This is a genomic window from Arthrobacter sp. UYEF36, from assembly GCF_040547025.1.
Lineage (GTDB): Bacteria > Actinomycetota > Actinomycetes > Actinomycetales > Micrococcaceae > Arthrobacter.
In genome coordinates this window covers 118,568-144,307 of sequence record NZ_JBEPOX010000006.1, presented here as the reverse complement: position 1 = coordinate 144,307, position 25,740 = coordinate 118,568, and the positions used below count along the sequence as shown (strand labels likewise).

The 25,740-nt window shown below is 67.6% G+C and carries 26 protein-coding genes; 12 read left to right on the top strand and 14 right to left on the bottom strand.

What is annotated here, in order from left to right; all coding sequences use genetic code 11:
- Positions 1 to 31 precede the first annotated feature (31 nt).
- Entirely contained in the window at positions 32 to 1,240 is a 1,209-nt protein-coding gene (locus tag ABIB29_RS10990) for a cobalamin-independent methionine synthase II family protein (RefSeq protein WP_354172684.1), read from the bottom strand.
- Positions 1,241 to 1,641: 401 nt separating this feature from the next.
- Between ABIB29_RS10990 and ABIB29_RS10985 the strand changes: the two genes are divergently transcribed.
- The 4 genes from ABIB29_RS10985 (at position 1,642) to ABIB29_RS10970 (ending at position 5,061) form a co-directional block, all read left to right on the top strand.
- Positions 1,642 to 2,931: an adenylosuccinate synthase gene (locus ABIB29_RS10985; protein WP_354172682.1), complete on the top strand. Its 1,290-nt coding sequence runs from the start codon at positions 1,642 to 1,644 to the stop codon at positions 2,929 to 2,931.
- A gap of 339 nt (positions 2,932 to 3,270) precedes the next feature.
- On the top strand, positions 3,271 to 3,753 hold the full coding sequence (locus ABIB29_RS10980; protein WP_354172680.1) for a hypothetical protein: 483 nt from the start codon (positions 3,271 to 3,273) through the stop codon (positions 3,751 to 3,753).
- A gap of 88 nt (positions 3,754 to 3,841) precedes the next feature.
- Entirely contained in the window at positions 3,842 to 4,390 is a 549-nt protein-coding gene (locus tag ABIB29_RS10975) for an RNA polymerase sigma factor (RefSeq protein WP_354172678.1), read from the top strand.
- Positions 4,387 to 5,061 carry a hypothetical protein gene (locus ABIB29_RS10970; RefSeq protein ID WP_354172676.1) on the top strand — a complete coding sequence of 225 codons (675 nt, stop codon included), beginning with the start codon at positions 4,387 to 4,389 and terminating at the stop codon, positions 5,059 to 5,061. The genes ABIB29_RS10975 and ABIB29_RS10970 overlap by 4 nt, the downstream gene beginning before the upstream one ends.
- Before the next feature lie 106 nt (positions 5,062 to 5,167).
- Here ABIB29_RS10970 and ABIB29_RS10965 read toward each other — a convergent pair whose 3' ends face one another.
- The 7 genes from ABIB29_RS10965 to ABIB29_RS10935 form a co-directional block, all read right to left on the bottom strand.
- Complete coding sequence (locus ABIB29_RS10965; RefSeq protein WP_354172674.1) at positions 5,168 to 5,662, bottom strand: CoA-binding protein; 495 nt, start codon at positions 5,660 to 5,662, stop codon at positions 5,168 to 5,170.
- Positions 5,662 to 6,984, bottom strand: a complete 1,323-nt coding sequence (locus ABIB29_RS10960; protein ID WP_354172672.1) for an O-acetylhomoserine aminocarboxypropyltransferase/cysteine synthase family protein — start codon at positions 6,982 to 6,984, stop codon at positions 5,662 to 5,664. The genes ABIB29_RS10965 and ABIB29_RS10960 overlap by 1 nt, the downstream gene beginning before the upstream one ends.
- On the bottom strand, positions 6,984 to 8,192 hold the full coding sequence (sfnG, locus tag ABIB29_RS10955; RefSeq protein WP_354172670.1) for a dimethylsulfone monooxygenase SfnG: 1,209 nt from the start codon (positions 8,190 to 8,192) through the stop codon (positions 6,984 to 6,986). The genes ABIB29_RS10960 and sfnG overlap by 1 nt, the downstream gene beginning before the upstream one ends.
- Positions 8,193 to 8,201: 9 nt before the next feature.
- Positions 8,202 to 10,292, bottom strand: coding sequence for an acetate--CoA ligase (locus tag ABIB29_RS10950; protein ID WP_354172668.1), 2,091 nt, complete (start codon positions 10,290 to 10,292; stop codon positions 8,202 to 8,204).
- On the bottom strand, positions 10,283 to 11,194 hold the full coding sequence (locus tag ABIB29_RS10945) for an ABC transporter permease (RefSeq protein ID WP_354172666.1): 912 nt from the start codon (positions 11,192 to 11,194) through the stop codon (positions 10,283 to 10,285). Before ABIB29_RS10945 ends, ABIB29_RS10950 begins: the two co-directional genes overlap by 10 nt.
- Complete coding sequence (locus ABIB29_RS10940) at positions 11,194 to 12,237, bottom strand: aliphatic sulfonate ABC transporter substrate-binding protein (RefSeq protein WP_354172664.1); 1,044 nt, start codon at positions 12,235 to 12,237, stop codon at positions 11,194 to 11,196. The genes ABIB29_RS10945 and ABIB29_RS10940 overlap by 1 nt, the downstream gene beginning before the upstream one ends.
- A 138-nt stretch (positions 12,238 to 12,375) precedes the next feature.
- Positions 12,376 to 13,230 (bottom strand): ABC transporter ATP-binding protein, encoded by an 855-nt coding sequence (locus tag ABIB29_RS10935; RefSeq protein WP_354172662.1) that lies wholly within the window; start codon positions 13,228 to 13,230, stop codon positions 12,376 to 12,378.
- Between the two features lie 343 nt (positions 13,231 to 13,573).
- On the opposite strand from ABIB29_RS10935, the gene ABIB29_RS10930 reads away from it, so the two are divergent.
- The 6 genes from ABIB29_RS10930 to ABIB29_RS10905 all read left to right on the top strand — a co-directional run bounded on the left by ABIB29_RS10930 (position 13,574) and on the right by ABIB29_RS10905 (position 16,415).
- A complete protein-coding gene (locus ABIB29_RS10930) occupies positions 13,574 to 13,999 on the top strand; it encodes a CoA-binding protein (protein WP_354172661.1) in 426 nt (141 codons plus the stop codon).
- A gap of 86 nt (positions 14,000 to 14,085) precedes the next feature.
- A complete protein-coding gene (locus ABIB29_RS10925; protein ID WP_354172659.1) occupies positions 14,086 to 14,493 on the top strand; it encodes an MmcQ/YjbR family DNA-binding protein in 408 nt (135 codons plus the stop codon).
- On the top strand, positions 14,490 to 15,035 hold the full coding sequence (locus ABIB29_RS10920; protein WP_354172657.1) for a DUF1990 domain-containing protein: 546 nt from the start codon (positions 14,490 to 14,492) through the stop codon (positions 15,033 to 15,035). Before ABIB29_RS10925 ends, ABIB29_RS10920 begins: the two co-directional genes overlap by 4 nt.
- Positions 15,036 to 15,048: 13 nt before the next feature.
- A complete protein-coding gene (locus tag ABIB29_RS10915) occupies positions 15,049 to 15,720 on the top strand; it encodes a hypothetical protein (protein WP_354172655.1) in 672 nt (223 codons plus the stop codon).
- A gap of 60 nt (positions 15,721 to 15,780) precedes the next feature.
- Complete coding sequence (locus ABIB29_RS10910; RefSeq protein WP_354172653.1) at positions 15,781 to 16,098, top strand: putative quinol monooxygenase; 318 nt, start codon at positions 15,781 to 15,783, stop codon at positions 16,096 to 16,098.
- Between the two features lie 23 nt (positions 16,099 to 16,121).
- Entirely contained in the window at positions 16,122 to 16,415 is a 294-nt protein-coding gene (locus tag ABIB29_RS10905) for a DUF503 domain-containing protein (RefSeq protein WP_354172651.1), read from the top strand.
- 89 nt (positions 16,416 to 16,504) lie between these two features.
- Here the strand turns inward: ABIB29_RS10905 and purL are convergent, their stop codons facing one another.
- From purL to purS, 3 genes are read right to left on the bottom strand one after another with little or no spacing between them, the layout of a single operon-like run.
- Positions 16,505 to 18,844 (bottom strand): phosphoribosylformylglycinamidine synthase subunit PurL, encoded by a 2,340-nt coding sequence (gene purL / locus ABIB29_RS10900; protein ID WP_354172649.1) that lies wholly within the window; start codon positions 18,842 to 18,844, stop codon positions 16,505 to 16,507.
- Positions 18,841 to 19,599 carry a phosphoribosylformylglycinamidine synthase subunit PurQ gene (gene purQ / locus ABIB29_RS10895; RefSeq protein ID WP_354172647.1) on the bottom strand — a complete coding sequence of 253 codons (759 nt, stop codon included), beginning with the start codon at positions 19,597 to 19,599 and terminating at the stop codon, positions 18,841 to 18,843. The genes purL and purQ overlap by 4 nt, the downstream gene beginning before the upstream one ends.
- 1 nt (position 19,600) lies before the next feature.
- Complete coding sequence (gene purS, locus ABIB29_RS10890) at positions 19,601 to 19,852, bottom strand: phosphoribosylformylglycinamidine synthase subunit PurS (RefSeq protein ID WP_011690410.1); 252 nt, start codon at positions 19,850 to 19,852, stop codon at positions 19,601 to 19,603.
- 284 nt (positions 19,853 to 20,136) lie between these two features.
- Here purS and ABIB29_RS10885 point away from each other — a divergent pair, with 284 nt between their 5' ends.
- Both ABIB29_RS10885 and ABIB29_RS10880 read left to right on the top strand, forming a co-directional pair.
- Positions 20,137 to 20,322: a hypothetical protein gene (locus ABIB29_RS10885; RefSeq protein WP_354172644.1), complete on the top strand. Its 186-nt coding sequence runs from the start codon at positions 20,137 to 20,139 to the stop codon at positions 20,320 to 20,322.
- Positions 20,323 to 20,644: 322 nt separating this feature from the next.
- Entirely contained in the window at positions 20,645 to 23,728 is a 3,084-nt protein-coding gene (locus tag ABIB29_RS10880; RefSeq protein WP_502915593.1) for a S8 family serine peptidase, read from the top strand.
- Positions 23,729 to 23,857: 129 nt separating this feature from the next.
- Here the strand turns inward: ABIB29_RS10880 and ABIB29_RS10875 are convergent, their stop codons facing one another.
- Genes ABIB29_RS10875 through ABIB29_RS10865 form a run of 3 tightly spaced genes read right to left on the bottom strand, consistent with a single transcriptional unit; the run spans position 23,858 to position 25,726 of the window.
- Complete coding sequence (locus ABIB29_RS10875; RefSeq protein ID WP_354172642.1) at positions 23,858 to 24,223, bottom strand: serine protease inhibitor; 366 nt, start codon at positions 24,221 to 24,223, stop codon at positions 23,858 to 23,860.
- Complete coding sequence (locus tag ABIB29_RS10870) at positions 24,220 to 25,173, bottom strand: 3-methyladenine DNA glycosylase (RefSeq protein WP_502915597.1); 954 nt, start codon at positions 25,171 to 25,173, stop codon at positions 24,220 to 24,222. The genes ABIB29_RS10875 and ABIB29_RS10870 overlap by 4 nt, the downstream gene beginning before the upstream one ends.
- Positions 25,166 to 25,726, bottom strand: coding sequence for an SSI family serine proteinase inhibitor (locus ABIB29_RS10865; protein WP_354172640.1), 561 nt, complete (start codon positions 25,724 to 25,726; stop codon positions 25,166 to 25,168). Before ABIB29_RS10865 ends, ABIB29_RS10870 begins: the two co-directional genes overlap by 8 nt.
- Between the last annotated feature and the right edge of the window lie 14 nt (positions 25,727 to 25,740).

The following is a 25,740-nucleotide window of genomic DNA, read 5'->3' as shown; positions in this document are numbered from 1 at the left end:
CTGCGAAATGACGTTTCTTCCGGACGCCTGGTTACCAGAGCCGGGTGGTGGCGCGGCGGGCGCCTTCCCCCAGGGATTCCAGCTTGGCGAAGGCGATTTGCGGGTGCACGCGGCCGCCAAGGCCGCAGTCTGTGGAGGCGATCACATTTTCCCGGCCCACCAATGTGGCGAAGCGTACGATCCGGTCCGCCACCAGATCGGGGTGCTCCACGACGTTGGTGGCATGGGAGACGACGCCGGGGATGATGACTTTTCCGTCGGGGAGCTTGGTGTCCTCCCAGACGCGCCATTCGTGCTCGTGGCGGACGTTGGCGGCCTCGAAGGAGTAGCCGCCCGCATTGATCTGCAGCACGGAGCCGATGATGTCCGCGAAAGGGATATCCGTGGTGTGCGGGCCGTGCCAGGAACCCCAGCAGACGTGCAGCCGGATCTGCTCCTGGGGAAGGTCCCGCAGGGCCCAGTTTGTGGCTTCAACCCTGAGCTGGATGAATTTGAGATAGTCCGACAGGCTCGGTTCAAGGTTGATCTGGTCCCAGCTTTCGGCCAGCGACGGATCGTCGAGCTGGACCGTGAGCCCGGCGTCGATGATGGCTTTGTACTCCTCCCGCATGGCGTCCGCGCAGGCGTAGAGGAGTTCCTCGTCGGTCTTGTAGTACTCGTTGGCGACGCGGGCGCAGGAACCGGGGGAGAGGGAGGCAACGAAGCCTTCGGTCAGCCCGGCGGCGGTCAGGCCGGTGTTGAGGTTGGCGATGTCCGAGCCCACGAGGGCCTGCCCGGTGTAGTGCAGCGGGCCGGCAATCTTCGGCTGCGTGACACTCTTGCGGTGCGCCAGGATTCCGGAGGACGGATCGTTGTAGGCCTCGTCGAACTTCTGCCGGTCGCGCCGGTCCGGGAAGGAGGTCAGCACGATGTTTCCCGGTGTGGAGCGGTGCACCGCGGCGTCAGCCCAGCGGTCCACCTCCGTCGGCTCGAGGCCGCCGAGCCGGCTGAAGGAATAGTTCCACCACGCGCCGTAGTCCACCGAGCTGGACATCGTGTGCCCGTATTCGCCGTCGTTGGGGATATCGATGCCGAGGTCCTTCTGGCGCTGGACGATGTCCCCCACGGAGGTTTCCAGCAGATCCAGGAACTCGGGGGTGATGCCGTCTGCTTCCTTGGCCTCGTTCGCGGCGATGAGCTCGGGGGTGCGGGGCAGCGAGCCGGCATGGGTGGCCCGGATATGGTCGGTGTTCTGGCGCATGGGGCGCTTCCTTTCCATCGGTCCTGGCGGTAGCACCGTTGCCGTCACATTGCTGTGTCCGGGCAGGGTTGCTGCGGCGTCAACTGTCCAGGTCCCTCGGCCGCTCGGGATGGTCAACTCTCACTTAATTCCACCGGGCGGGCTTGCGCAAGCCCGTGCGCCGAAGTTCCGCTGGCTGGACGCCGGCCCGCAAGCCGCGCCCGGCGGGAAGTCCATTGGATGGTCAAATGAGCTGCCGCGACCGTCATCGGCTAAACTTGGGTGGTAAGAGCCCCGGACTCTGGCGTTGATGGACAAAGCACAGCGGTAGATTCGGGGCATTCTCATGAACGGCGCTGAGCTCCGGTGACCACCCCGGTGAGTCATACGGACTTTGGCCCGAACGAATGGGGGAGGATCCCATGCCAGCAATCGTGATCGTCGGAGCCCAATGGGGCGACGAAGGCAAAGGTAAGGCCACTGACCTGCTTGGTGGCCGAGTCGACTACGTCGTCAAGCCCAACGGCGGCAACAACGCCGGGCACACCGTCGTCGTAGGCGGTGAGAAGTATGAGCTCAAGCTCCTTCCGGCCGGCATCCTGAGCCCGAACGCGGTTCCGATCATCGGCAACGGCTGCGTGGTGAACCTTGAGGCGCTGTTCCAGGAAATCGATGGCCTCGAAGCCCGCGGCGCCGACACCTCCAAGCTGCGCGTCTCCGCCAACGCCCACCTCGTGGCGCCTTACCACCAGGTCCTGGACAAAGTCACCGAGCGGTTCCTTGGCTCCCGCGCCATCGGCACCACCGGCCGCGGCATCGGCCCGGCCTACATGGACAAGGTGGCCCGCCTCGGCATCCGCGTGCAGGACGTCTTCGACGCCTCGATTCTGCGGCAGAAGGTCGAAGGGTCGCTGCGCCAGAAGAACGAACTCCTGGTCAAGGTCTACAACCGCCGCGACATCGAGGTTGACGAGATCGTGGACTACTTCCTGTCCTTCGCCGAGCGCCTCCGCCCGCTGGTCATCGACAGCACCTACGTCCTGAACACCGCCCTGGACGAGGGCAAGGTGGTCCTCATGGAGGGCGGCCAGGCCACCTTCCTGGACGTCGACCACGGCACGTACCCCTTCGTGACCTCCTCGAACCCGACGGCCGGCGGCGCCTCCGTGGGCTCGGGCATCGGCCCCACCCGCATCTCGCGCTCCATCGGCATCATCAAGGCGTACACCACCCGGGTGGGCGCAGGTCCGTTCCCCACCGAACTGTTCGACGACATGGGCGTGTACCTGCAGAAGACGGGCGGCGAGTTCGGCGTCAACACCGGCCGGCCGCGCCGCTGCGGCTGGTACGACGCCGTACTGGCGCGCCATGCCTCCCGCGTCAACGGTTTCACGGACTACTTCGTCACCAAGCTGGACGTGCTCACCGGCATCGAGCAGATCCCGGTCTGTGTGGCCTACGACGTCGACGGCGTCCGGCACGATGAAATGCCGATGACGCAGACCGAGTTCCACCACGCCAAGCCGATCTTCGAGTTCTTCGAAGGCTGGACCGAGGACATCACCGGCGCCCGCACCCTGGAGGACCTCCCGGAGAACGCCAAGAACTACGTGCTGGCCCTGGAGAAGCTCTCCGGCACGCGCTTCTCGGCGATCGGCGTCGGACCGGACCGCGACCAGACCATCGTGATCAACGACCTGATCAACGACTGACGTTCCAGAAGCTGACGCACGACGGCGGCGGGTCACCTGAAAAGGTGGCCCGCCGCCGTCGTTAAAGCCGTTTGGGTCCACCGCAGTGCCGGTCCGAAAAGAAAAACAGAAACTACCGCCCGGTGCGTAACCTTTTGGGGCATCCCGGCGATTACCCCTTTGTAAGCGCCGCCGGAGCATGGACCCCCCACCAGGACTCCGGCCGGCCTTCCACTGCAAGTGCAGGCCGGCGTCCGCCCCCATCGGGCGCTGGCCGGCCTTCCACTGAAGGCGGGGCTGTTGACTGCCCCACCTGGCCGCAGCCGGCCCGCACACAAAAACAAAGGATGTACGTTTCTTATGAAGAGTGTTAGCAAGACCACCAAGATTGCTGTCGGCGCCGCGATTCTCGCCGTCGGAGGATTCTCCGGCATCGGCCTGGCCAACGCGGCCCAGGTTTCGAACACCCGGCAGGCTGAAGTGACCCCCGCTGCGCCCGCCGTCCCGGCAGTCCCCGCGGTTCCGGCGGCACCTGAACTTCCCGCCGAGCCGGCCGTCCCCGCCGCGCCCGCCGTCCCGGCGTCCCCGTCCGTCGACGGCTCCGCCGAAGCGGACGTCAGCGTTGCGGACACTGACGGATCCGCGTCAGCTGGCAAGGACGGTGCCACCGCCGAGGCTGCCGCCAACGCCAAGGGCGCTGCAGAGGCCAAGGCCCACGCCGACGTGACCGTCGCTGTTCCGGCTGTCCCGGGTTCCAAGGGTGTGCCGGCTGTTCCGGCAATCCCCGCCGTTCCGGCCATTCCGACCCTCCCGTCGGATGAGCTGCCTAAGCTCAACAAGTAAGCAGCAAACGCCTTCCTGGAGGCGCCCCGGGGTGCGGCCGCTAGAATTGCCAGCGCCGCACCCCAGCAGCAACCGGAAGGACAACCTCTTGGCAGAGCAGCTAAGCGATGATGAATTGTCAGCAGCACAGGCTGGCGACCCATCAGGTTTTAGCGCGGTCTACACGGTCATTTCACCCGCGGTGCTCGGCTACTTCCGGGCCCGCGGGGTGAACGACGCGGAGGCGCTCACCCACGACGTCTTCGTCGATGTCCTGCCGAAACTGGCCACGGTCACCGGCGGCCACGCCGGCCTGCGGACCTTCATTTTCTCGGTTGCCCACGCCCGGCTGGTGGACCACCACCGGCGGGCCGAACGCACCCCGTACCTGGCCGAGTACGACCCCCGGGACGACGCGCGGTACGTCCCTTCCGCCGAGGACGAGGTGCTCAGCTCGCTGGGCGGCATTGCAGGCTCGCTCTCCCAGCTCAACGAGGAGCAACGGGAGGTACTGGTCCTGCGGATCGTCGCGGACCTGTCCATCGAACAAGTGGCCCGCATCATGAACAAGACGCCGGGCGCCATCAAACAGCTTCAACGACGCGGGCTCAGCGCCCTGCGCGAACTCGTCACCGAAAAGGACCACGCAGCATCATGACCGGCACACGCGAACCCCAGCAGGAGGGCCCCATCCAGGCAATGCTCCGTGATGCCGGCCTCGAGTCTTCCACCGAACTCCGCCGCTCGCTGGAACAGCTCGGCGCCCTTGTCCCGGACCGCGCCCCAGCACCCCGCGCCGACCTCGCGGCGCTCTTGGCCGCCGGCAGCGACGACTCCCTTCCGGCGGGCGTTGCGAGCCTGGCCGGGCGCCGCGGCCGGAAGCGCAGGCTCGCAATCGTCGGCGGCGCTGTCCTGGGTGCGATGACTCTTGGTGCCGGCGCCGTGGCTGCCTCCAGCGAGGTCTTCCGCGAGAACATCAGCCATACCGTGGGCACCATTTTCCAGCCTTCCGGCCAGACGCCCGATACGGCCCCGAAGCCTGCCGGCCCGTCGCCGGCGGACCTTCCGGCAGCGCCCGTGCCGTCGAACGCAACGGGCGCCACCACTCCGCCACGGCCTGAGGCTCCGGAGCCGCCCACCTCCGCTGCTGCGGTTCCAGCGAAGCCCGGCGCGGCCGCCACTCCGCCTGCTGTAGGTCGTGGCGGAGTCCTTCCGACGCCGCCCCAGCGTCCGGTCACGCCCGGGACCCCACGGCTCCCGGACCCAAGCGAGAAGCGGGGCCTTTCCGCGGCCCCGCTGCCCACCCCGTCGCTTCCCGGCCAGCCCTAGTCTTGTGGCGGCCCGCCGGGGTCGCGGGTAACGTGCGGGCCCGCCGTTTCGTTACGGCGAGCCCGCATGTTTGCCCCGAGTTCGGTAGCCGAACGCGCTGGACCGGCTAGGCCAGGACCTGCCGCTTGGAGGAAATGACCCCGGTGTCGAAGCCGGCCAGGTGGAGGCCGCCGTGGAACCGGGCATGCTCAATCTTCACGCAGCGGTCCATTACGACGTCGAGGCCGGCAGCTTCCGCTTCCTTCGCCACATCCTCATGCCACGAGCCAAGCTGCAGCCAGAGCGTCTTGGCGCCAGCGGCGATGGCCTCGTCCAGGACGCCGGGCAGGTCATCGTGCTTGCGGAACACATCCACAATGTCCGGGCTCTCCGGCAGGTCCGCGAGCGAGGCGTACGTCGGCTCGCCCAGGATCTCCTTGACCACCGGGTTCACGAAGTACACCTTGTAGCGCGTGGAGGACTGCAGGTAGGTCGCCACGAAGTAGCTGGCCCGGGACGGCTTGTCCGAGGCGCCCACGATTGCGATCGATGTGGCCTGCCGCAGCAGGTTCAGCCGCTCCGGCGCGGACGGTCCGGCCCAGGTACGCTCTTCAACAGTCATCAGTTTGCTCCGATCGCGCAGGCATCAGAGGCGGCGTCCTTCGACGCCAGGTCCAGGGCCTGGTCCAGGTCCCAGAGGATGTCCTCGATGTCTTCCAGCCCGATTGAAATCCGGACCAGATCCTCGGGGATGCCGGCGGACTCGAGCTGCTCCGGGCTGAGCTGCTGGTGGGTGGTGGAGCCCGGGTGGATCACGAGGGTCCGTGCGTCGCCGACGTTGGCCAGGTGCGAGGCCAGTTGCAGGGACTCGATGAACTTCTGGCCGGCGGTCCGGCCGCCCTTCACCCCGAAGGAGAACACCGAACCCGGTCCCAGCGGCAGGTACTTTTTGGCCCGCTCGAAGTGCGGGTGCGAGGGCAGGCCGGAGAAGTTCACGTAGGCCACACGCTCGTCCGCTTCGAGCCATTCCGCCACGGCCTGGGCGTTCTTGAGGTGTTCGTCGAGGCGCTGCGGGAGGGTCTCCACGCCCTGCAGGAGCTGGAACGCAGACATCGGGGACAGTGCGGGTCCGATGTCGCGCAGCTGCTCGCAGCGGAGCTTGGTCAGGAAGCCGTACTCGCCGAAGTTCCCCCACCAGGAGACGTTGCCATAGGAAGCCACCGGTTCGGTCATGGTCGGGAACTTCCCGTTGCCCCAGTTGAAGCGGCCGCTCTCGACAATCACACCGCCAAGGGTGGTGCCGTGCCCGCCCAGGAACTTGGTGGCGGAATGGATGACGATGTCCGCCCCGTGTTCGATCGGCCGCACGAGGTACGGCGTGCTCAAGGTGGCGTCGACGACGAGCGGGATGCCGGCGTCGCGCGCGACCTTTGCCAGCCCCTCGAGGTCCTGGACTTCCGACGACGGGTTGGCCACCACCTCGACGAAAATCGCCTTGGTGTTCTCGCGGACCGCGGCGGCGTAGTCCGCCGGGTCGGTGCCGGGGACGAACGTGGTGTCCACCCCGAAGCGGCGCAGCGTGACGTCCAGCTGGGTCACCGTGCCGCCGTAGAGCTGGGATGCCGCAACGATATGGTCGCCGGACTGGGTGAGCGCGGCGAAGGTGATGAACTCCGCGGCCATGCCCGAGGACGTGGCCACCGCGCCGATGCCGCCCTCCAGGGACGCGATGCGCTCCTCGAACGCGGCGACCGTGGGGTTGCCGATCCGGGAGTAGATGTTGCCGTACTTCTGCAGCGCGAAAAGGTTGGCGGCGTCCTGGGTGTCCTTGAACACGAAGGACGTGGTCTGGTAGATCGGCACGGCCCGGGCGCCGTGCTCGGCGTCGGGCGTTCCTCCGGCGTGCAGGGCGCGGGTGCGGAAACCGAACTTGCGGTCGGCCATTACGCGCTCACCAGCTCGCTGGCAGTGCCGGCCGGAGCAGCCGGGGTGGCGGACAGGTCCAGTTCCGTGCCGTGCTTCCGGGCGAGGTCGGCCTCGAGTTCACGGACGATCGGCAGGATGTCCGCACCGAAGGCCGCGACCTCCTCCTGGAAGTGCAGGTAGCCGGTGAGGAACAGGTTCACGCCGATCTTCTTGTACTCCACGATCCGCTCGGCGATCTGCTCCGGGGTGCCGATCAGCTGGGTCTTGAAACCGTCGTTGTACTGGACCAGGTCCTCGAAGCTCGAGTCGGCCCACATGCCCTTGCCGTCCTGCGTGGACGCCCCGGCTTCCTGGACCGCGGCGCGGAAACCCTCGACGGCGGGCTTGTGCGCCTTCGCGACGATCTCGCGGAGGGTGTCGCGGGCTTCCTTCTCGGAATCCCGGGAGATCACGAAGCCGTTCAGGCCAAACTTCGGGGCGGCGAGGGATCCCTCGGTGCCGCGCCCGCTTTCCCCTGCGGAAGCGACGACGCCGGCGATGTTCTCCTTGAAGCCTTCCAGGTCCTTGCCGTTGGAGAAGTACCAGTCCGCCACCCGGCCGGCGGTGGCCTGCGCGGCGGTGGAGTTGCCGCCGAAGAAGATCTCCGGGTGCGCCCGGCCCGGCACGTCCACCGGTGCCGGGTTGAGGGTGAAGTCGGTGATGTTGTAGTACTTGCCGGACTGGCTGTAGTCCTGCTCGGTCCACAGCCCGCGGAGGACCTTGATGAATTCCTCGGTGCGGACGTAGCGTTCGTCATGCTCGAGCCATTCGAGGCCGAAGTTCTCGAACTCCGCCTTAAGCCAGCCTGAGACGACGTTGACAGCGGCGCGGCCGTTGGAGATGTGGTCCGCGGTGATGATGAATTTCGCCAGCACACCGGGGTGCCACATGCCCGGATGGACGGCGGAGATCACCTTGAGCCGCTCGGTGGCGGCCAGCAGCGCGAGGCTGAACGAGGTGGCCTCGTGCTGCTTGTCCGCGCCGTAGGAGGCGGCGTAGCGGGTCTGGGTCAGGGCGTACTCGAAGCCGGAGTTCTCCGCGATCCGGGCCAGCTTCTTGTTGTAGTCGAAGTCCCAGCCGGTGCGCTGTTCGATCGTGGAAACCACGAGGCCGCCGGAGACATTCGGAACCCAGTAGGCGAACTTGAGTGGATCGGAAAGACGGGCGACGTTGCTGATGTCAGTCATGGGAGTTCCTTACTTCTGGGGTATTTCGGTTTTGTCATTGCGTTCACGCAGGACGGTCTGGATGCCGGCGATCGACGGTTCGTTCTGCAGCGAGGTCGTGTCGCCCAGCGTGGTTCCTTCGAACAGCTGGGTCAGCAGCCGGCGCATGATCTTGCCGCTGCGGGTCTTCGGCACATCGGGAACGACGACGACGTCGCGCGGCTTGGCGATCGGCCCGATCTTGTCTCCGACCCAGGCCTTCAAATCGGCGGAAATCTCCCCCGTAGCCGCGCATCGCGCGAGCGAGGAACGCGCGAGTGAAGTGATCGGACCGGGGTCCCCGGGCGAGCTTGCGAGCTCGGGGGAGTCCGTGAACGCTAAGCGGCGGGAGGGGATTACCGCCGATTCCCGAAGGACGACGAACGCGACGATGGCGTGGCCGGTCTTCGGGTCCGCGACCGGGCAGACGCCGGCCTCCACCACGTCCGGGTGCGAGACGAGGGCCGATTCGATCTCGATCGTGGAGAGCAGGTGTCCGGAGACGTTGAGGGTGTCATCCACCCGCCCGAGGATCCAGATGTCGCCGTCGTCGTCGTACTTGGCGCCGTCACCGGCGAGGAACCAGCCCTGCGCGGCATACTGGCGCCAGTACGAGTCGAAGTAGCGCTGCGGGTTGCCCCATACGGTCCGGGCGATGGCGGGGCCGGGGGCGTCCACCACGATGAAGCCCTGGGCGCCCGGCGGTACGGTGTTGCCGGCGCCGTCCACGATCCGGGTGCTGACGCCGGGCAGCGGCCGGGCCGCGCAGCCGGGTTTGAACGCGGTGTCGGTCGGGGCGGGGGAGAGGATGGTGGCGCCGGTTTCGGACTGCCACCAGGTGTCCACCACGGGGGCTGTGCCGGCCCCGACGTTCTCCCGGAACCAGCGCCACGCCTCGGGGTTGACGGCTTCGCCGACCGTGCCGAGCAGCCGGATGGAGGAGAGGTCGTAGCTGGCTGGAACGCCGTCCGGGAACCAGCCCATCAGCGAGCGGACCAGGGTGGGCGCGGTGTAGTACTGCGTGACGCCGTAGCGTTCGATGATTTCGAAGTGCCGGCCCGGGTGCGGGGTGTTGGGGGTGCCCTCGAAGATGACCTGCGTGGCGCCGTTGGAGAGCGGGCCGTACAGCTCGTAGGTGTGGGCCGTGACCCAGGCGAGGTCGGCCGTGCACCAGTGGACATCGTCGTCGCGGAGGGCCGGATCCGGGTTGCTGAAGAGGTGCTCGAAGCTCCAGGACGCCTGCGTGAGGTAGCCGCCCGAGGTGTGGACCAGGCCCTTGGGCTTTCCGGTGGTGCCGGAGGTGTACATGATGAACAGCGGCGTTTCGGCGTCGAACGCTTCCGGCGTGTGGTCCGCGGAGGCCTGCCCGACGGCGTCGTGCCACCACACGTCGCGGCCTCCGGTCATCGGGACGGTGTCCAGGAGGTCCGGTGCGGTGGTGCGGTTGACCACCAGGACGTGCTCTATGGCGTTGTCCCCGGCGACGGCCGCGTCCGCGTTGTCCTTGACCGGCACGGCGACGCCGCGGCGGAATTGCCCGTCGGTTGTGACGAGCAGCTTGGCGCCCGTGTCCTCCACCCGGAACTTGAGCGCCTCCGCGGAGAAACCGCCGAAGACGAGCGAGTGGATGGCGCCGATGCGGGCCACGGCCAGTGTGATGATCACGGTTTCCGGGATGACCGGGAGGTAGATGACCACCCGGTCGCCCTTGCTGATGCCGAGGTCCAGCAGGGCGTTGGCGGCCCGCGAAACCTCGCGTTGCAGCTCGGCGTAGGTGATGGTGCGGCGGTCGCCGGGCTCGCCCTCGAAGTGCAGGGCCACCTTGTCCCCGCGTCCCGCCGCTACATGGCGGTCGACGCAGTTGTAGGCGACGTTGAGCCTGCCGCCCTCGAACCAGGTGATATCCGGCCCGGTGCCGGCGCCGACGTCGGCCGGTACCCGGCGGTGGGTGGTGTGCCACGGCTGGTCCTGCCCGGGCACGTCCTCCCAGTCGAGCCGGAGGGCCGCTTGCTCCCAGAAGGAGAGGCGCTCTTCCTCCGTCACAGGGTGACTGGCCGGGGCTGTTTGTGTGCTTACGCCCATCGTTTCACCGCCCATTTCTCTGCAAGGCCCAGCAGGGCGTCGGTGATTTTTCCGATGACGGCGAGCAGCACGATTGCCAGCAGCAGCCGGTCCGTGCGGCCGTTGTTCTGCGAATCCGTGAGCAGGAACCCGAGCCCCATCGAGGAGGCGATCAGTTCGGCGGCGACGAGGAACAGCCAGGCCTGGGCCAGGGCCAGCCGGAGGCCGGAGAACACGGCCGGAACCACGGCCGGAAGCTGGACGGTGGTCAGCAGTTTCACACCCTTGAGTCCAAAGGCGCGGGCCGCTTCCACGAGGTTCCGGTCCACGTGGCGCAGCGCCAGGGACACGGTGGTGAAGACGGGGAAGAAGGCACCGATAAGGATCAGGGTGATCTTGGAGTCCTCGCCGATCCTCATCCACAAAATCAGCAGCGGCACCCACGCCAGCGACGGGACGGCGCGGAGCGCGCCGATGGTCGGTGCGAGCAGGGCGTCCGCGAACCTGGACAGGCCCACCAGGGATCCGAACACGAGGCCCAGGGCCGCGCCGGCGGCGAAGCCAATCAGCACACGCTGGGTGGAGATCGCGATGTGCTGGCCGAGCTGCCCGCGCTGCAGGAGGTCGAGTCCGGCCTCCAGCACCATGGCCGGCGGCGGGAGTTGGACCACGCTGAACACCCCGGCCGCCGTGGACAGCTGCCAGGCGGCCAGCACCGCAGCGGGAATGATCAATCCAAGGAGCAGACGCGCCCAGCCGTTGGCCAGGATCCCGGCGGGGGACCATCCGTTCGCCGGGGAGCCGCCCGCACCCGCGAGGGGCGGGCCCGGCTGGGCGGCGTCTGCTGGAGTTGCGGGGACGGCTGCAGCGCGCCCGTCCGCAACATTGGTGCCGGTGACGGCCGGATCACTGAGCTGTGTCATCAGGAATCCTTGATGGCGGACGCGTCCGCCTTCTTCACCAGCGAGTCATCAAGAAGGGAGGCGACGGCGTCGTCGATCTGCTGCTGGCTGGCGACATCGCCGGTCTCCACGAACGTGGGGCCGATCTTCGCCAGCACAGTGCGCTGGGCCTCGCCCGGTGCCGGGTCCACGTCCAGGTTGCTGCGCTCCAGCACCACGGTCTTCGCGACGGCGAGGTCCAGGCCGGCGACCTCGGCGAGGATCCGGGCCGTCTCGTCCGGGTTGGCGGCGGCCCAGGCGCGTGCCTTCTCGTAGGCGTTGACGACGGCCTGCGCCTGCTGCGGCCTGGCCTCCAGGAACGATTCCGTGGCGTTCAGGAAGCCGTAGGTGTTGAACGAGAGGTTCCGGTAGAAGAGTTTGGCGCCCTTCTGCTCCGCGCCGGCCATGATCGGGTCCAGCCCGGACCAGGCATCCACCGAGCCGTTTTCCAGCGCGGCACGGCCGTCCGCGTGCTGCAGGTTCTGCACCGTGACGTCCTTGGCGGAGATCCCGGCTTCGGAGAGTGACTGCAGCAGGAAGAAGTACGGGTCCGTGCCCTTGGTCGCGGCCACGGACTTGCCCTTGAGGTCAGCCACGGTGGTGATGCCCGAGGACTCCTTCGCCACCAGGGCCGCCCATTCCGGCTGGGAGTAGATGTCGATCGTCTTGATCGGGGAACCGTTGGCGCGGGCCAGCAGCGCGGCGGATCCGGCGGTGGATCCGACGTCGATCGCGCCCGAACGCAGGGCCTCGTTGGCCTTGTTGGACCCGGCGGACTGGACCCAGTTGACGGTGACGCCCTGGTCCTTGAGGGAGGCCTCAAGCCAGCCCTTCTCCTTGATGACCAGGCTCAGCGGGTTGTAGGTGGCGAAGTCGATGTTGAGCGTCCCGCTCTCGGCGGCGGCGTTCGCCGCGGGGGCCCCGCCGGAACCTTCTCCTGCGACGCAGCCCGTGAGGACAAGTGCGGCGGAGACGGCGGCGGCACCGATGACGGACCGGCGGGTGGCTTTGCGGGCGAATGACATGGGGCTCCTCTGAGGGATGAAGGGAAATGAAGCGAAAGGCGAACAGGCGTGACGGGGGTGGTGCAGGCGGGCGCACGCAAGCGGCGGCTGCGGCGTTCCCGGCGGGGAACTTCGAGGGCGACCCGGGCGGCGCGGCGGCTAGTGGCCGTCGACGCCGAGAGTCTCCAGGAGCGAGGCCCGCAGCCGTGCGAGTTCCACGGAACCGCGGTCCCGGGGGCGCTCGCCGGGGACAGCCACGGTGCGGACGATCGTCGCGCCCGGCGCCGCGGAGGTTTCAGCGGCGGTGGTTACCTTGCCCAGCACGATGATGCGGTCGGCAAGCTGAAGGGCTTCGTCGACGTCGTGGGTCACCAGCAGCACCGTGGTGGGCTCGGCACGGTGGATGTCCAGCAGCAGGTCCTGCATCTTGATCCGGGTGAGCGCGTCGAGCGCGCCGAACGGTTCATCGAGGAGCAGGACGCCGGGGTTGCGGGCGAGGGCCCGGGCCAGTGAAGCGCGCTGGGCCATGCCGCCGGAAACTTCCCGGGGGCGGTGCTTGGCGAAATCCGTGAGACCCACGAGTTCGAGCAGCCGTGCCACCTTCGCCTTGCCGTCCCGGGCGCTGATGCCGGTGGGCAGACCGATCGCGATATTGGCCTGCAGGGTGTGCCACGGCAGAAGGCGCGGTTCCTGGAAGGCAAAGGCGCAGCGGGAATCAATGCCCTGGACGGGTGTGCCGTCGATATCGACGCTGCCGGCGGTGGGGGAGTCGAGTCCGGCGGCTGCCCGGAGCAGCGTGGACTTGCCGCAGCCGGAGGTGCCGAGGATGGCCAGGACCTCCCCGGCGCGGATCTCGAAATCAACGTCGCGCAGGACGGTGTGGGCCTCGTGGCCGGTTCCGAAGGTCCGCCGCAGCGAACGGAAGGCAACCGGCAGGGCCGGGGTGCGGGTGGCGGCTCCGGCGGGGGCGTCCAGGGACGTCTCAAGCGCGGAGGAGGACAGGACAGCAGTCATAGGGATACTCCATCGGTCCTGGCAGTAGCACCCTACGGAATGAGCCTTCGTACCGGGTGGTCAGTCCGGTGGTTCCCTTGGCTCCATACCTTGCTATCGCCGGCATCCAGGGACGGATAACGGCGACCAGGGTTGCTGCGGCTTCATCGATCCAGGTCTCTCGGCCGCTCGGGATGGTCGTTTCCAACTAAAACGGAATCGGCGCTTTTTCCCAAATGGGGCTGGTTTTCCTGCGTAATATTCGGCGCGGCCCTGCCCGCGGCCGGTGCGCCGGTCGATTGTTCGCAGCGGGCGTGCGGGGTCCTTGCCGCCCCGCCGGCACCGTGGCGGATAGGCTGTGCTTATGGCCCACGTCAACGATCCGGCAGTCCTCGAGAAGCTCATGCGCACCAAGGGGCGGTGGGCCATTGTCGGGCTGTCCAAGAATCAGTGGCGTGCCGCCTATGACACGTCCCTGTTCATCCGGGACCGGCTCGGGATGGAGATCATCCCGGTGAACCTGCCCGCCGATCCCGTGCACGGGGAAACCGGCTACGCCGCCCTCGCCGACATCCCCGCCGAGAAGCAGCCGGTCGACGTCGTCGACTGCTTTGTGAATTCCCACAAGGTGGGGGCCGTGGTGGATCAGGCGATCGCCGTCGGCGCCAAGGCCGTCTGGCTGCAGCTGGGCGTCATCGACGAAGCAGCCGCGGCGCGGGCGAAAGCCGCCGGGCTCGACGTCATCATGAACGCCTGCCCGGCGCAGGACGCAAGGCGCTTCGGCCTCTGACCGGTCGCCTGGAGCAGGAGGGCCCCTGCGCCGGGTCGCTGCACCAGTGCCTGCACAATGTCCGGGCCGGCCAGTAGGCTCAGGGCATGGATGCAGCTGCACTCCGGGGAATCTGCCTGGGCTTTCCCGGCGCCTTCGAGGACTTCCCGTTTGGCCCGGAGACGTCGGTCTTCAAGGTCCGGGCCGCGGTGTCAGGCGGTGCCCGCGGCGGCGCAAAGATGTTCGCCCTCTCCGCCCTGGCGGCGGCCGACTTATCCGTCAGCCTGAAGTGCGAGCCCGCCCTGGCCGAACAGCTGCGCGCCGCGCACCCGGAGATCACCGGAGCGTGGCACATGAACAAGACGCACTGGAACGGTGTGCGCCTGGACGGGGCCCTGCCCGATGCGACGGTGCGGGACATGGTGGAGGATTCCTACGACCTTGTGGTGGCCTCACTGAGCCGCCGCCAGCAGGGGCAGCTGGGCTGGGCGCGGCTGTCCGGCGGCCGGGCATGAACGCCCGGATCGCCCCGGGCGAATTGAACTATCCCGGCATCGGCTTCACCAGCGAAGGCCGTTCGCCGGAGGGCTTCGACCGGTCCCAGACCCGCGTCCACCTGGGCGAGGGGTACGACACCTACCGCCGTGTTGCCGACGGGATCCTCGACTGGCAGATCCAGCGCCGGTCCGGGCTGCGGGTCCGGACCGAAACCTGGTCGGTCGAGTCCGGCGCCCGGATTGTCAGCGGATTCGGCATCGGACCCTTCAGGATCAAGGCGCCGTGCGAGGTCGTGTGGGTCCGCCGCCCGGCCCCCGGAAACACGCCGCAGTCGGCAGGGTTCGGCTACGGCACACTCCCGGGTCATCCGGAACGCGGCGAGGAGGCGTTTGAAGTCGGCATCGATGCCGCCGGCGCCGTGACCTTCACCATCACCGCCTTCAGCAGGCACTCCAACTGGTTCTACGCAGCCGGCGGGTTCGTGGCCAGGGCCGCCCAAAGACTCATCACTTCCCGATACATTGACAGTGCACGTCAACTGGCCGCAGGTGAGAGCTGATCAGGAGCAGGCAATGCTGCACCAAACCACCCTTGATGAACTATGGAATTTTGAGGATCCGCAGGCCTCCGAAGCCCGCTTCCGGACAGCAGCGGCCGACCCGTCCTTTGACGCCGGCGAGCGCGCGGAGCTCGCCACCCAGCTGGGCCGTGCCATCGGCCTGCAGGGCCGGTTCGAGGAAGCCGACGCGCTGCTGGACGCGGTCGACGGCGATGAGCCCACCGTGGCCGTCCGCGTGCTGCTGGAACGCGGCCGGGTGCTGACCTCCGGCGGCCACGCGGAGATGGCCGTGCCGCTCTTGGAACAGGCCGCGGAACTCGCGGACCATCTGGGCGAGGAATTCCTGGCTGTGGACGCACTGCACATGCTCGCCATCGCGGATTCAGCCCACGCCGGGACCTGGACCCGCAGCGCCCTGGAATACGCGTCCACCGTGCGCGACGAGCGGACCAAACAGTGGATCGTGACCCTGCACAGCAACCTGGGCTGGACGCTGCACGAGGCCGGGCGCTGCGCCGAGGCGATGGTGGAGTTCCGGCTCGCCGGGCAGTGGGCGGAACGCGTCGGCACCCCGCGGCAGCAGGAACTGGCCCGCGAGGCGATCAGCGCCTGCAGACCCCCTCCCTCAACTGCAACGCGGGGTCACTTACGGTCCGTCAAAGCCCCCGCGATGGGCCGGATGTGACCCCGCGTTGTCCTGTTGCAAGAATGGAACACCGTCCCGCCCCACCGAAAGGAAATCCCCGTGATCTTCATTGTCGTTAAATTCAAGGTCAAGCCTGACTGGTCCGACCGCTGGCTAGGACTCGTGGAGGATTTCACCCAGGCCACCCGCCGGGAACCGGGCAACCTCTGGTTCGACTGGTCCCGCAGCGTGGAGGACCCCAACGAATTCGTCCTGGTCGAGGCCTTCAAGGACGACGCCGCCGGAGACCACGTCAACAGCGCACACTTCAAGCAGGCCATGGCGGACATGCCCCAGGCCCTGCGGGAGACGCCGCAGATCATCAGCCGCCAGTTCGACGGCGAGGGCTGGGACCGGATGGGCGAACTCACCATCTAACCTGCACTCGCTAGGATTAATGCATGTGGATTGGCTGGATTGAATTCGACGTCCTCCTCGGCGACGTCCACAGCCTGAAGGAGAAGCGCTCCGTCGTGCGCCCGGTGCTCGCCGAGCTCAAGCGCCGCTTCGAGGTCTCCGTGACCGAAGCCGGACTGCAAGAGCAGCACCGCCGCACCGTTATCGGCGTCGGGCTGGTCGCGGCGGACCGGGCGCACCTCGTCGAGGTGCTTGCCGCCGTCGAACGCTTCGTCGCGGCCCGCCCGGAACTGGAACTACTCAGCGCCCGCCAGCGAGAACTCCGCAGCGACGACTAACCCACCAACAACCAACGCGGGGTCACCTAGCGCCCATCCCGAGGGGATTTATGGGCGGTAAGTGACCCCGCGTTGCTTTGGGGGTGAGGTCAGCCGAAGTACTTCGGCAGGGTCGCCTCGTGGGCTTCGCGGAGCGACTTGAGGTTCATGGTCTCGACGCCGGTGATCTCCAGCGTGCCGCCCTCAGCGTCCACGACGCCGATCCGGAGGTGCGGGAAGCTGCGGGCGGTGCACATGTCCTTGAACCGGATCTCCTCGGAGCGGGGCACGGCTACGACCGCGCGGCCCTGCGTCTCGGAGAACAGCGCCGTGAACAGGTCCACGCCGTCGCGGTCCAGGACGTCCTGGAGTGCGATCCGGGCACCCACGCCGTAGCGCAGCGAGGACTCCACCAGGGCCGCAGCGAGGCCGCCTTCGGAGAGATCGTGCGCCGAGTCCACCATGCCGTCGCGGGAGGCGTTGATCAGGATTTCGCCCAGGGCGCGTTCCGCGGCGAGGTCAACCTTGGGCGGAAGCCCGCCGAGGTGTCCGCGCATGTTGGACCATTCCGAGCCGTCCAGTTCCGCTGCCGTCGTGCCGAGCAGGTAGATGGCCTGGCCGTCTTCCTTCCAGCCCGACGGTGTGCGGCGGGCGACGTCGTCGAACTTGCCGAGCACCGCCACCACGGGGGACGGGTGGATCGGGACAGAACCGGTCTGGTTGTACAGCGAGACGTTGCCGCCCGTGACCGGGATGCCCAGCACCATGCAGGCGTCCGACAGGCCGCGGATGGCTTCGGCCAGCTGCCACATCACGTCGGGGTCCTCGGGGGAGCCGAAGTTCAGGCAGTCGCTGACCGCCATCGGCACGGCACCGGAGGTGGCCACGTTGCGGTACGCCTCGGCCAGCGCCAACTGCGCGCCGTGGTACGGATCGAGGTAGGTGTAGCGGCCGTTGGCGTCGGTGGCCAGGGCAACGCCCAGGCCGGTTTCCTCGTCCACCCGGACCACGCCGGCGTCGTCCGGGAACGCCATGGCGGTGTTGCCGCCGACGTAGCGGTCGTACTGGTTGGTGATCCAGGACTTGTCGCACATATTCGGTGAGGCGACGAGTTCGGTGATGGCGGCGGCCAGTTCCGCGGGGGCGGACGGGCGGCCGGCATCCTGCACGGACCCAGTGAAGGCATCGGCCTGCACGGCGTCCTGCCACTCGGGGCGGGCATAGGGGCGGTCGTAGACCGGACCGTCGTGGGCCACGGTGCGCGGGTCGACGTCGACGATGACCACGCCTTCCCACGTGATGATAAGGCGGCCGGTATCCGTCACCTCGCCCAGCCAGGAGTACTCCACGGCCCACTTGTCCATGACCGCTTCGAACGCAGCGACGTTCTCCGGGGTGACCACGGCCATCATGCGTTCCTGCGACTCGGACATCAGGATTTCGCCCGGGGTCAGGGTCGGGTCGCGGAGCAGGACCGAGGTCAGTTCCACTTCCATTCCGCCGTCGCCGTTGGAGGCAAGCTCGGACGTCGCGCAGGAAATGCCGGCAGCGCCGAGGTCCTGGATGCCCTCAACCAGGGAACCCTTGAACAGCTCGAGGCAGCATTCGATCAGAACCTTCTCGGCGAAGGGGTCGCCGACCTGGACCGCGGGGCGCTTGGACGGCTTGGTGTCATCGAAGGACTCCGAGGCCAGCACGGAGGCGCCGCCGATGCCGTCGCCGCCGGTGCGGGCGCCGAAGAGCACCACCTTGTTGCCCTTGCCGGACGCGTTGGCGAGACGGATGTCCTCGTGCCGCATGACGCCGACGGCGAGGGCGTTGACCAGCGGGTTGCCCTGGTACACCGAGTCGAAGACCATTTCGCCGCCGATGTTCGGCAGGCCCAGGGAGTTCCCGTAGCCGCCGATGCCGGCCACGGCGCCGTGCATAACGCGGGCCGTGTCCGGGTGGTCAATGGCGCCGAAACGCAGCGGATCCATCACAGCCACCGGGCGGGCGCCCATGGAGATGATGTCGCGGACAATGCCGCCGATGCCGGTCGCGGCACCCTGGTACGGCTCCACGAACGACGGCGAGTTGTGGGACTCAATCTTGAACGTCACGGCCCAGCCGTCGCCCAGGTTCGTGACACCGGCGTTTTCGCCGATGCCCACCAGCATGTCCTTCTTCATCTCGTCGGTGACCTTGTCGCCGAACTGGCGCAGGTGGTTCTTCGAGGATTTGTAGGAGCAGTGCTCGCTCCACATTACGGAGTACATGGCCAGCTCGGCGCCGGTCGGGCGGCGGCCCAGGACCTTGACGACCTCGTCGAACTCGTTCTGCTTCAGGCCCAGCTCGGCCCAGGGGAGTTCGGTGTCCGGGGTCTTGGCCGCGTTCTCGACGGTGTCGATGTTGAACTTCTTGGTCCCGGTGGCGGTGCCGGCCGTCCGGCCAGTCGACGTCTCCGTCATTTGTTGTCTCCCACGATCTTGTTCAGTACAGAGGTGAAGAAGCCGAGGCCCTCGGTGCCGGAGCCGTTTTCGGGGCCGAAACCGGTCTCCACGGCGTGCTCCGGGTGCGGCATGAGGCCCACCACGTTGCCTGCGGCGTTGGAGATGCCGGCGATGTCGCGGCGGGAGCCGTTCGGGTTGAAGCCGACGTAGCGGAACACGACCCGGCCCTCGGCCTCCAGGGCATCGAGGGTCTTCTCGTCCGCGATGTACTGGCCGTCCTGGTTCTTCAGCGGCACCGTGATTTCCTGGCCGGCGGCGTAGTCCCGGGTCCAGGCGGTGGTGTTGTTCTCCACGCGCAGGATCTGGTCGCGGCACATGAACAGCAGGCCGTCGTTCTTGATCATCGAGCCGGGCAGCAGGTGCGATTCGGTGAGGATCTGGAAGCCGTTGCAGATGCCCAGAACGGGCAGCCTGGCGTCCGAGTTGGCGGCGTCGATGATCTTGGCCATCAGCGGCGCGAACCGTGAAATGGCGCCGGCCCGCAGGTAATCGCCGTAGGAGAACCCGCCGGGAATCACGACGGCGTCGACGTCACCGAGGGTGGTGTCTGCGTGCCAGAGGGGCACCGGGGTAGCGCCGGCCAGGCGGACCGCGCGGACGGCGTCGCGGTCGTCCAGGGTGCCGGGGAAAGTGACGACGCCGATCTTTGCACCCGCGAGCCCGGGTTCAGCAGCGACGGCGACGGCCTCGCCGATCAGGGGAAGTTCAGTCATCTCAGGCCTCGACGACCTCGACGTTGACGACGTCCTCGATGACCGGGTTGGACAGCAGGGTCTCGGCGGCGTTCCGGGCCTGGGCCAGGATCTCCTCCGTCACCTCGCCATCGACCGTGAGTTCAAAGCGCTTGCCCTGACGGACAGAACTAAAAGCGGTGAAGCCCAGGCGGGGGAGTGCACCCACGATGGCCTTCCCCTGCGGGTCGAGAATCTCGGGCTTGGGCATGACGTCGACAACGATCCGGGGCATCCGGCAACTCCTGTGCGTGAGCATTGGGTAAGGGCGCAGCGGAGTGGTGCCGTCTCACGCCGATCCGCTGTGTGGTGAGGACAACATGAAAGGGCGCTCCGCGAGCTTGCATCCCCATTCTACCGGCCGCGGGGCGTGCGGCCGCATTCGGGGCGGGGAGTGTGAACGAGGCCCGCCCGGCGGCCGGGGACGCCGGCTGTGGACCTGCCCGGTGGGGCCCGGTGGCCCGGCGTGGCCTGCGCCGGTCTATGGTCACCCCGGTGCGCCGTCAGTAGGATGTGCGCATGTCTGAGAAATCGAAGTCCCTGGTCCTACCCGTGGTTGCTGCTGCTGTTTTCGCCGGCCTGGGCCGGATGGTCCTGCAGAAGATCAAGGCGGACCGCAAGGCCCGGGAAAGCAATGTGGCCGGGCCCCTGGATGAAAAAACCCGCGCCTGGATCAGTGAAGTGGTCAGAACTCCCCGCGAGTAGCAGGCCGGGGCGCCCTGATTCGCGCCAGATCCGCCCGCCCGACCGGGCCGTCCGCGCCCGTCCGGCGCCGCCGTCCCGCTGGGTATTGTCGATTTGTTTGACAAATTTTGATTTCCTCTTTGTGGCCTATGTCATATCTGGCTCTCAGTCTGTACTGTATGAATCGGCTGGTATCCGTCGGGGCCGTGAGAGTCTCAGCTCTTTCTGTCCTGCCAGTCCTTTGACCCGGCAGCAACGTCGGGACCGTTCCTTATGAAAGGTTCAACCACACGTGAAATCACCAGGAAAGAGCTTCCTTCGAAGCGGGGGACTCCGGAGGGCCGTGGCACTGACCCTGGGCTTGCCGGTTCTCTTGTCAACAGTCGCGATCGCGCCCGCTACCGCGGCACCGGGATCCACCGTTGCGCAAGTTGCACAGAAGAACCTGGATCCCAGCAGCTACCCGGACGGGCGCTACATCGTCCAGTTGGCTGAAAAACCCGCAGCGAGCTACGAAGGCAGCACGCCAGGTTTTGCGGCCACCAAGCCGGCTGCAGGCAAGAAACTCGAGGCAGGGAAAGCCGAGGTCAAGAAGTACCGGGCCCACCTGGAGAAGAAGCAGGCCGAGGTCGCCGGGCAGCAGGGCATCCAGATCCAGCGCCAGTTCTCCGCCGCGGTCAATGGCTTCAGCGCCGCGCTCACCACCGACCAGGCCGTCAAGCTCGCCAAGGATCCCAGCGTCCTGGTGGTTTCCCCTGACACGGAAAACGCCCCGGATTACTCCAGCACCGATTTCCTGAAGCTCAGCGGCGAAAACGGCACGTGGAACACCAAATTCGGCGGCCAGGACGGCGCCGGCAAGGGCGTCGTCGTCGGTGTCATCGACACCGGCTACACCCCGGACAGCGCCTTCTTCAAGGGCGAAGAGGTCAAGCCCCTCGTCGGCGATCCCGTCGTCGGCGTGCCGTACAAGACGGCGGACGGCAAGATTGCGATGCTCAAGTCCGACGGCGACACCTTCGTTGGCGAGTGCCAGACGGGCCAGGACTTCGACGGTTCGGCCTGCAACTCCAAGGTCCTCAGCGCGCACTACTTCGCCGAGGATTTCCTCAAGTACGTTTCCCCGGCCGACCGTGCTCCGCAGGAGCTGCTGTCCCCGGTTGACGTCGACAGCCACGGCACCCACACGGGCAGCACCGCGGTGGGCAACGCCAACGTCGAGACGTTCGTCGACGGACGCAGCTTCGGCCTGACCAGCGGCATCGCGCCGGCTGCCAAGCTTTCCGTGTACAAGGTCTGCTGGGAAGATACCGACCCGAACACCGGCGGCTGCTACAGCTCCTCGTCCGTTGCCGCCGTCGAGCAGGCCATGGAGGACGGGGTGGATGTGCTGAACTACTCCATCTCCGGCTCCGCGACCTCCGTGATCGACCCCGTTTCGGTGGCCTTCCTGAACGCTTCCGCCGCAGGAATCTTCGTGGCCGCGTCGGCCGGAAACTCCGGTCCGACGGCCAGCACCGTCAACCACGGCGGCCCCTGGGTCACCACGGTTGCGGCCAGCAGCTTCTCCCAGGAGCTTCAGGGCACGATTGAATTCGCCGACGGCACCAAGTTCCGCGGCGCCAGCATCATGAACAAAGAGGTCAAGGACGCCGGCGTCGTGCTCGCTGCCAACGCGGCCATCACGGCGGGCACCCCGAACGCGGCACTCTGTGGCCCGGACACGCTGGAGCCCGCCAAGGTTTCCGGCAAGGTCGTCGTTTGTGACCGCGGCGTCTTCGACCGCGTCGCCAAGAGCGCTGAAGTCGCCCGCGGCGGCGGCGTCGGCATGATCCTCGTGAACCTCAGCAGTTCCTCGCTGGACACGGACAAGCATGCCGTCCCGACCGTCCACGTGAACCCGCCGGCCACCGAGGCGATCAAGGCCAAGGTCACCGCCGACCCGACCAGCACCGTTTCTCTGGTGAGCAAGGACACCACCGGGCTGCCGCTGGAAGCCCAGCCGCAGATTGCCGGGTTCTCCTCCCGCGGGCCGCTGCTGGCGACCGCCTCCGATCTGCTGAAGCCTGATGTCGCCGCTCCCGGCGTCGCAGTCCTGGCCGGTGTCTCACCCATCGGCACGGGTGGCGACGAATTCGGATTCATGTCCGGCACCTCCATGGCCGCGCCGCACGTTGCCGGTTTCGGCGCCCTGCTCCTGGGCAAGAACCCGAACTGGTCCCCGGCCACGGTCAAGTCCGCCATGATGACCACAGCGGGCGATGTAGTCAAGGCCGACGGCTCCAAGAACACCGATGTCCACGCCACCGGCGCAGGCCAGGTGGACCCGGCACGCATGGTCGATCCGGGTCTGGCCTACGACGCGAACCTTGATGACTACCTGAAGTTCATCCAGGGCACGGGCGTCAACCTGGGACTGCCGTCCAGCACGCTGCCGCGGGACATGAACGTGCCGTCCTTCTCGTTGGGCAACCTCACCGGAAAAATCACCGTGACCCGCACGCTGACCGCCCTGACCCCGGGCGTCTACAAGGTCAAAGCCAATGTGCCCGGAATCAAGGTCAGCGTGGCTCCGGCCGCCCTGAACTTCAAGGCCGCCGGCGAAAAGAAGACGTTCACGGTGAGCTTCGAGAACAAGGGCGCCGCCCTGGGCCAGTTCGCCATGGGCTCCCTGAGCTGGGAGGGTGCAGGCAAGACCGTCACCTCGCCCATCTCGGTCCGTCCGCAGTCTGTCGTGGCTGCCAAGGACATCTCCTTCACCTCGGAGTCCGGCACCGGATCCGGTGACATCAACGTTGTCTCCGGCACGGACAAGCCGACCTCCATGACGCTGGATGGGCTGTCAAAGGCGGATTCCTCCGCAGTGGAGCTGATCCCGGGGCCGTTTACAGGCCGCGCCGACGCCTCGACCTTCGTCAAGACCGTGCAGGTCCCTGCCGGTGTCCCGCTGGCCAAGTTCTCGGTCATCTCCTCCGACCCGGCCTCGGACTTCGACATGTGGGTCGTTACCCCCAGGGGTGTCGAGCAGGTTGCCACGGCGTCGGCCAGTGAGACGCTGTCGATTCCGAACCCGGCTGCCGGCTCGTACACGATCTACGCGAACCTGTACTCCAGCCCGGATGGCCTGGCACGCAAGGCATTGGTGGACGCGGCTGTCCTCGGCGCCAATGAGAACAATGCAACGCTCACGCCCAACCCGCTGGTGCTTCCCAACGGGGAGGCCGGCAAGGTCACGCTGAACTGGACCGGCCTTGAGCCCGGCTCCTACATCGGGCGGGTCACCTTCGCCGGAACCAGCGAGCCGACGTTTGTCAGCGTCGTCGTGACCGGTGCCGGCGAGACTGCGGTGGCGCCGACGTCGGAGGGCTCAGCCGAGCAGTCCAAGTTCCTGAACCAGGAGCTGGACCGCCCGAACAACGCCATCTAGGCGGCGTCCCACCCTGACAGCAAAGGCCAGTGGCCGGCGGTTTCCACCGCCGGCCACTGGCCTTTAAGCTGCCGTTGCCGTTCAGGCCGCCGGTGGGCCGCCGCCGGACCGACGGTCAGCGGCGGCAACTCAGATCGCGCCGGTCGAGCCCGCAACCCCGCCCAGCAGCGGCGCCATCGCGCGCCAGCGGGCGATTTCGCAGCCGTCGGTGCGGCTGAACTCGCTGTTGACCTCGAGGCCCAGGAACCAGCCCGTCACCACGGCCACCTGGGGTCCGCCGTACTGCTGGGTGCACATCTTCGGCGGGCCGGGCTTGGGGAAGAAAATGTCCTCCCCGTGCTGCGTGACCGCCGCGAGGGCGGCGGCGGAATCCGGCAGCGTGCACCCCTCCGTGAGGGTATCGCCGCTTGCCTCGAGGCGGAATACGTGTTCGGGTGCGCCGGGGGCCTCGGTCAGGCGGATGGTGAGGTCGATCTCGTGGCGGGTGGCAGTCATTGCTGTCCTTCCAAGCTTTCGGGGGCAGGGTTGGCCACCGACTCGAGCAGGGGCGTGAGCTCCTGCAGCAGCCGGTGCCGCAGTTCCTGCGATTCGGCGGAAAAAGCCCGCTGGTATTCGACGTACTCGGCTTTGCCTTCGGCGGTTTCGATCAGGATCGCGGGATAGCCCCACTCCAGCAAGTCATAGGGTGACGCCTGCATATCCATGGCCCGGATCCGCCAGGAGAGTTCGAAGCAGTCCATCACCAGCTCGCTGGGCAGCAGCGGGGAGAGTTTGTAGGCCCACTTGTACAGGTCCATGTTGGCGTGCAGGCACCCGGGCTGTTCCATGCTCCGCTGGTTCTCCCGGCTCGGCGCCAGGCTGTTCAGCGGCACGGCGTCCGGAGTGTAGAAGCGGAAGGCATCAAAGTGCGAGCAGCGGATCCGGTTCTCCTCCACCACCTCGTCGGTCCGTTCGGAGCCGAGCCGCAGCTGGAGGTACTCGTGCCGGAGCTCGAATTTGTCCTGCCGGTAGACCATGGCCCACTCGTGCAGCCCGAAGCAGCCGAACTGCGCCGGCCGTGCCGCCGTCCCGGCCAGGATGGTCCCGGCGAAGTGCAGCGCGTCCCGCCGGTCCCGGACAAACGCCTCGACGTCGACCGTGATGGCTGTGCTGCCCGCCGGCAGCCCGGCGGCTTCGAGTTCGCCGTCGTCGGGCGTGCGGTAGTACTTCCAGCCGGCGCGCTCTGCCGCGGCCGAACCGGAGAGTACGACGCCGGCGCCCGGGTGCCAGCGCAGCAGCTGGCCCGGCTTTTGGGTGTAGTAGGTGAAGAGGAAGTCCTCAACCGGGTGCTTCCTGCCGGCGGACCGGCGGGCGAGGTAGGGATCCGCGTAGCGCCGCACGCGCGACTGGTGCACGGCCTGGAGCGGCAGCCAGGCTTCCTGGGGGAGAGCGTGCAGCTTAGACAGCCCCGCCGGTGGAGCCAAGGACGTCCCTGGCGGCGTTCCAGGCGGCGATCTCGCAGCCGTCGCGCAGGGTGAAAGTCGTTTCAACCGGCAGGCCGTCCACGACCCCGGTGACCGTGGCCTCCTGCGGGCCGCCGTACTGCATGGTGCAGGCCTGGTCCGTTGGCCGGGGCGCGGGGCTGAGCAGCGCGGCATTGTTCTTCACGGCGAGGCAGGCCGCGGCAGCATCGGGATGCTGGCTCTCGGCGGCCGGGACGCCGTCCAGGCAGACGAGTGTGAAGTTCGCGGGTGTGCCAGTCTCGGATGGCTTGACCATAATCGCGAGTTCGGCGTTGCCCTGCCCGGGGCCAGAGGTCACGGGCGCGGCTGACGGCGAAGGGGCAGGGGTCTTTGTTTCGGCGTCCGGCGAGGGGGTGACCGTCGCGGAGGGGCTGGTCCCGCCCGTCGTCCCGGGGGCCGTGGCCGACGGCGAGGGGGTTCCGCCGCCCGGCGTGCAGGCGGCCAATCCGGCCACCGCCATCAGAACGAGCGCCGCGTGGCTCAGTTGCTTGCGCATCAGCAGACCTCCTG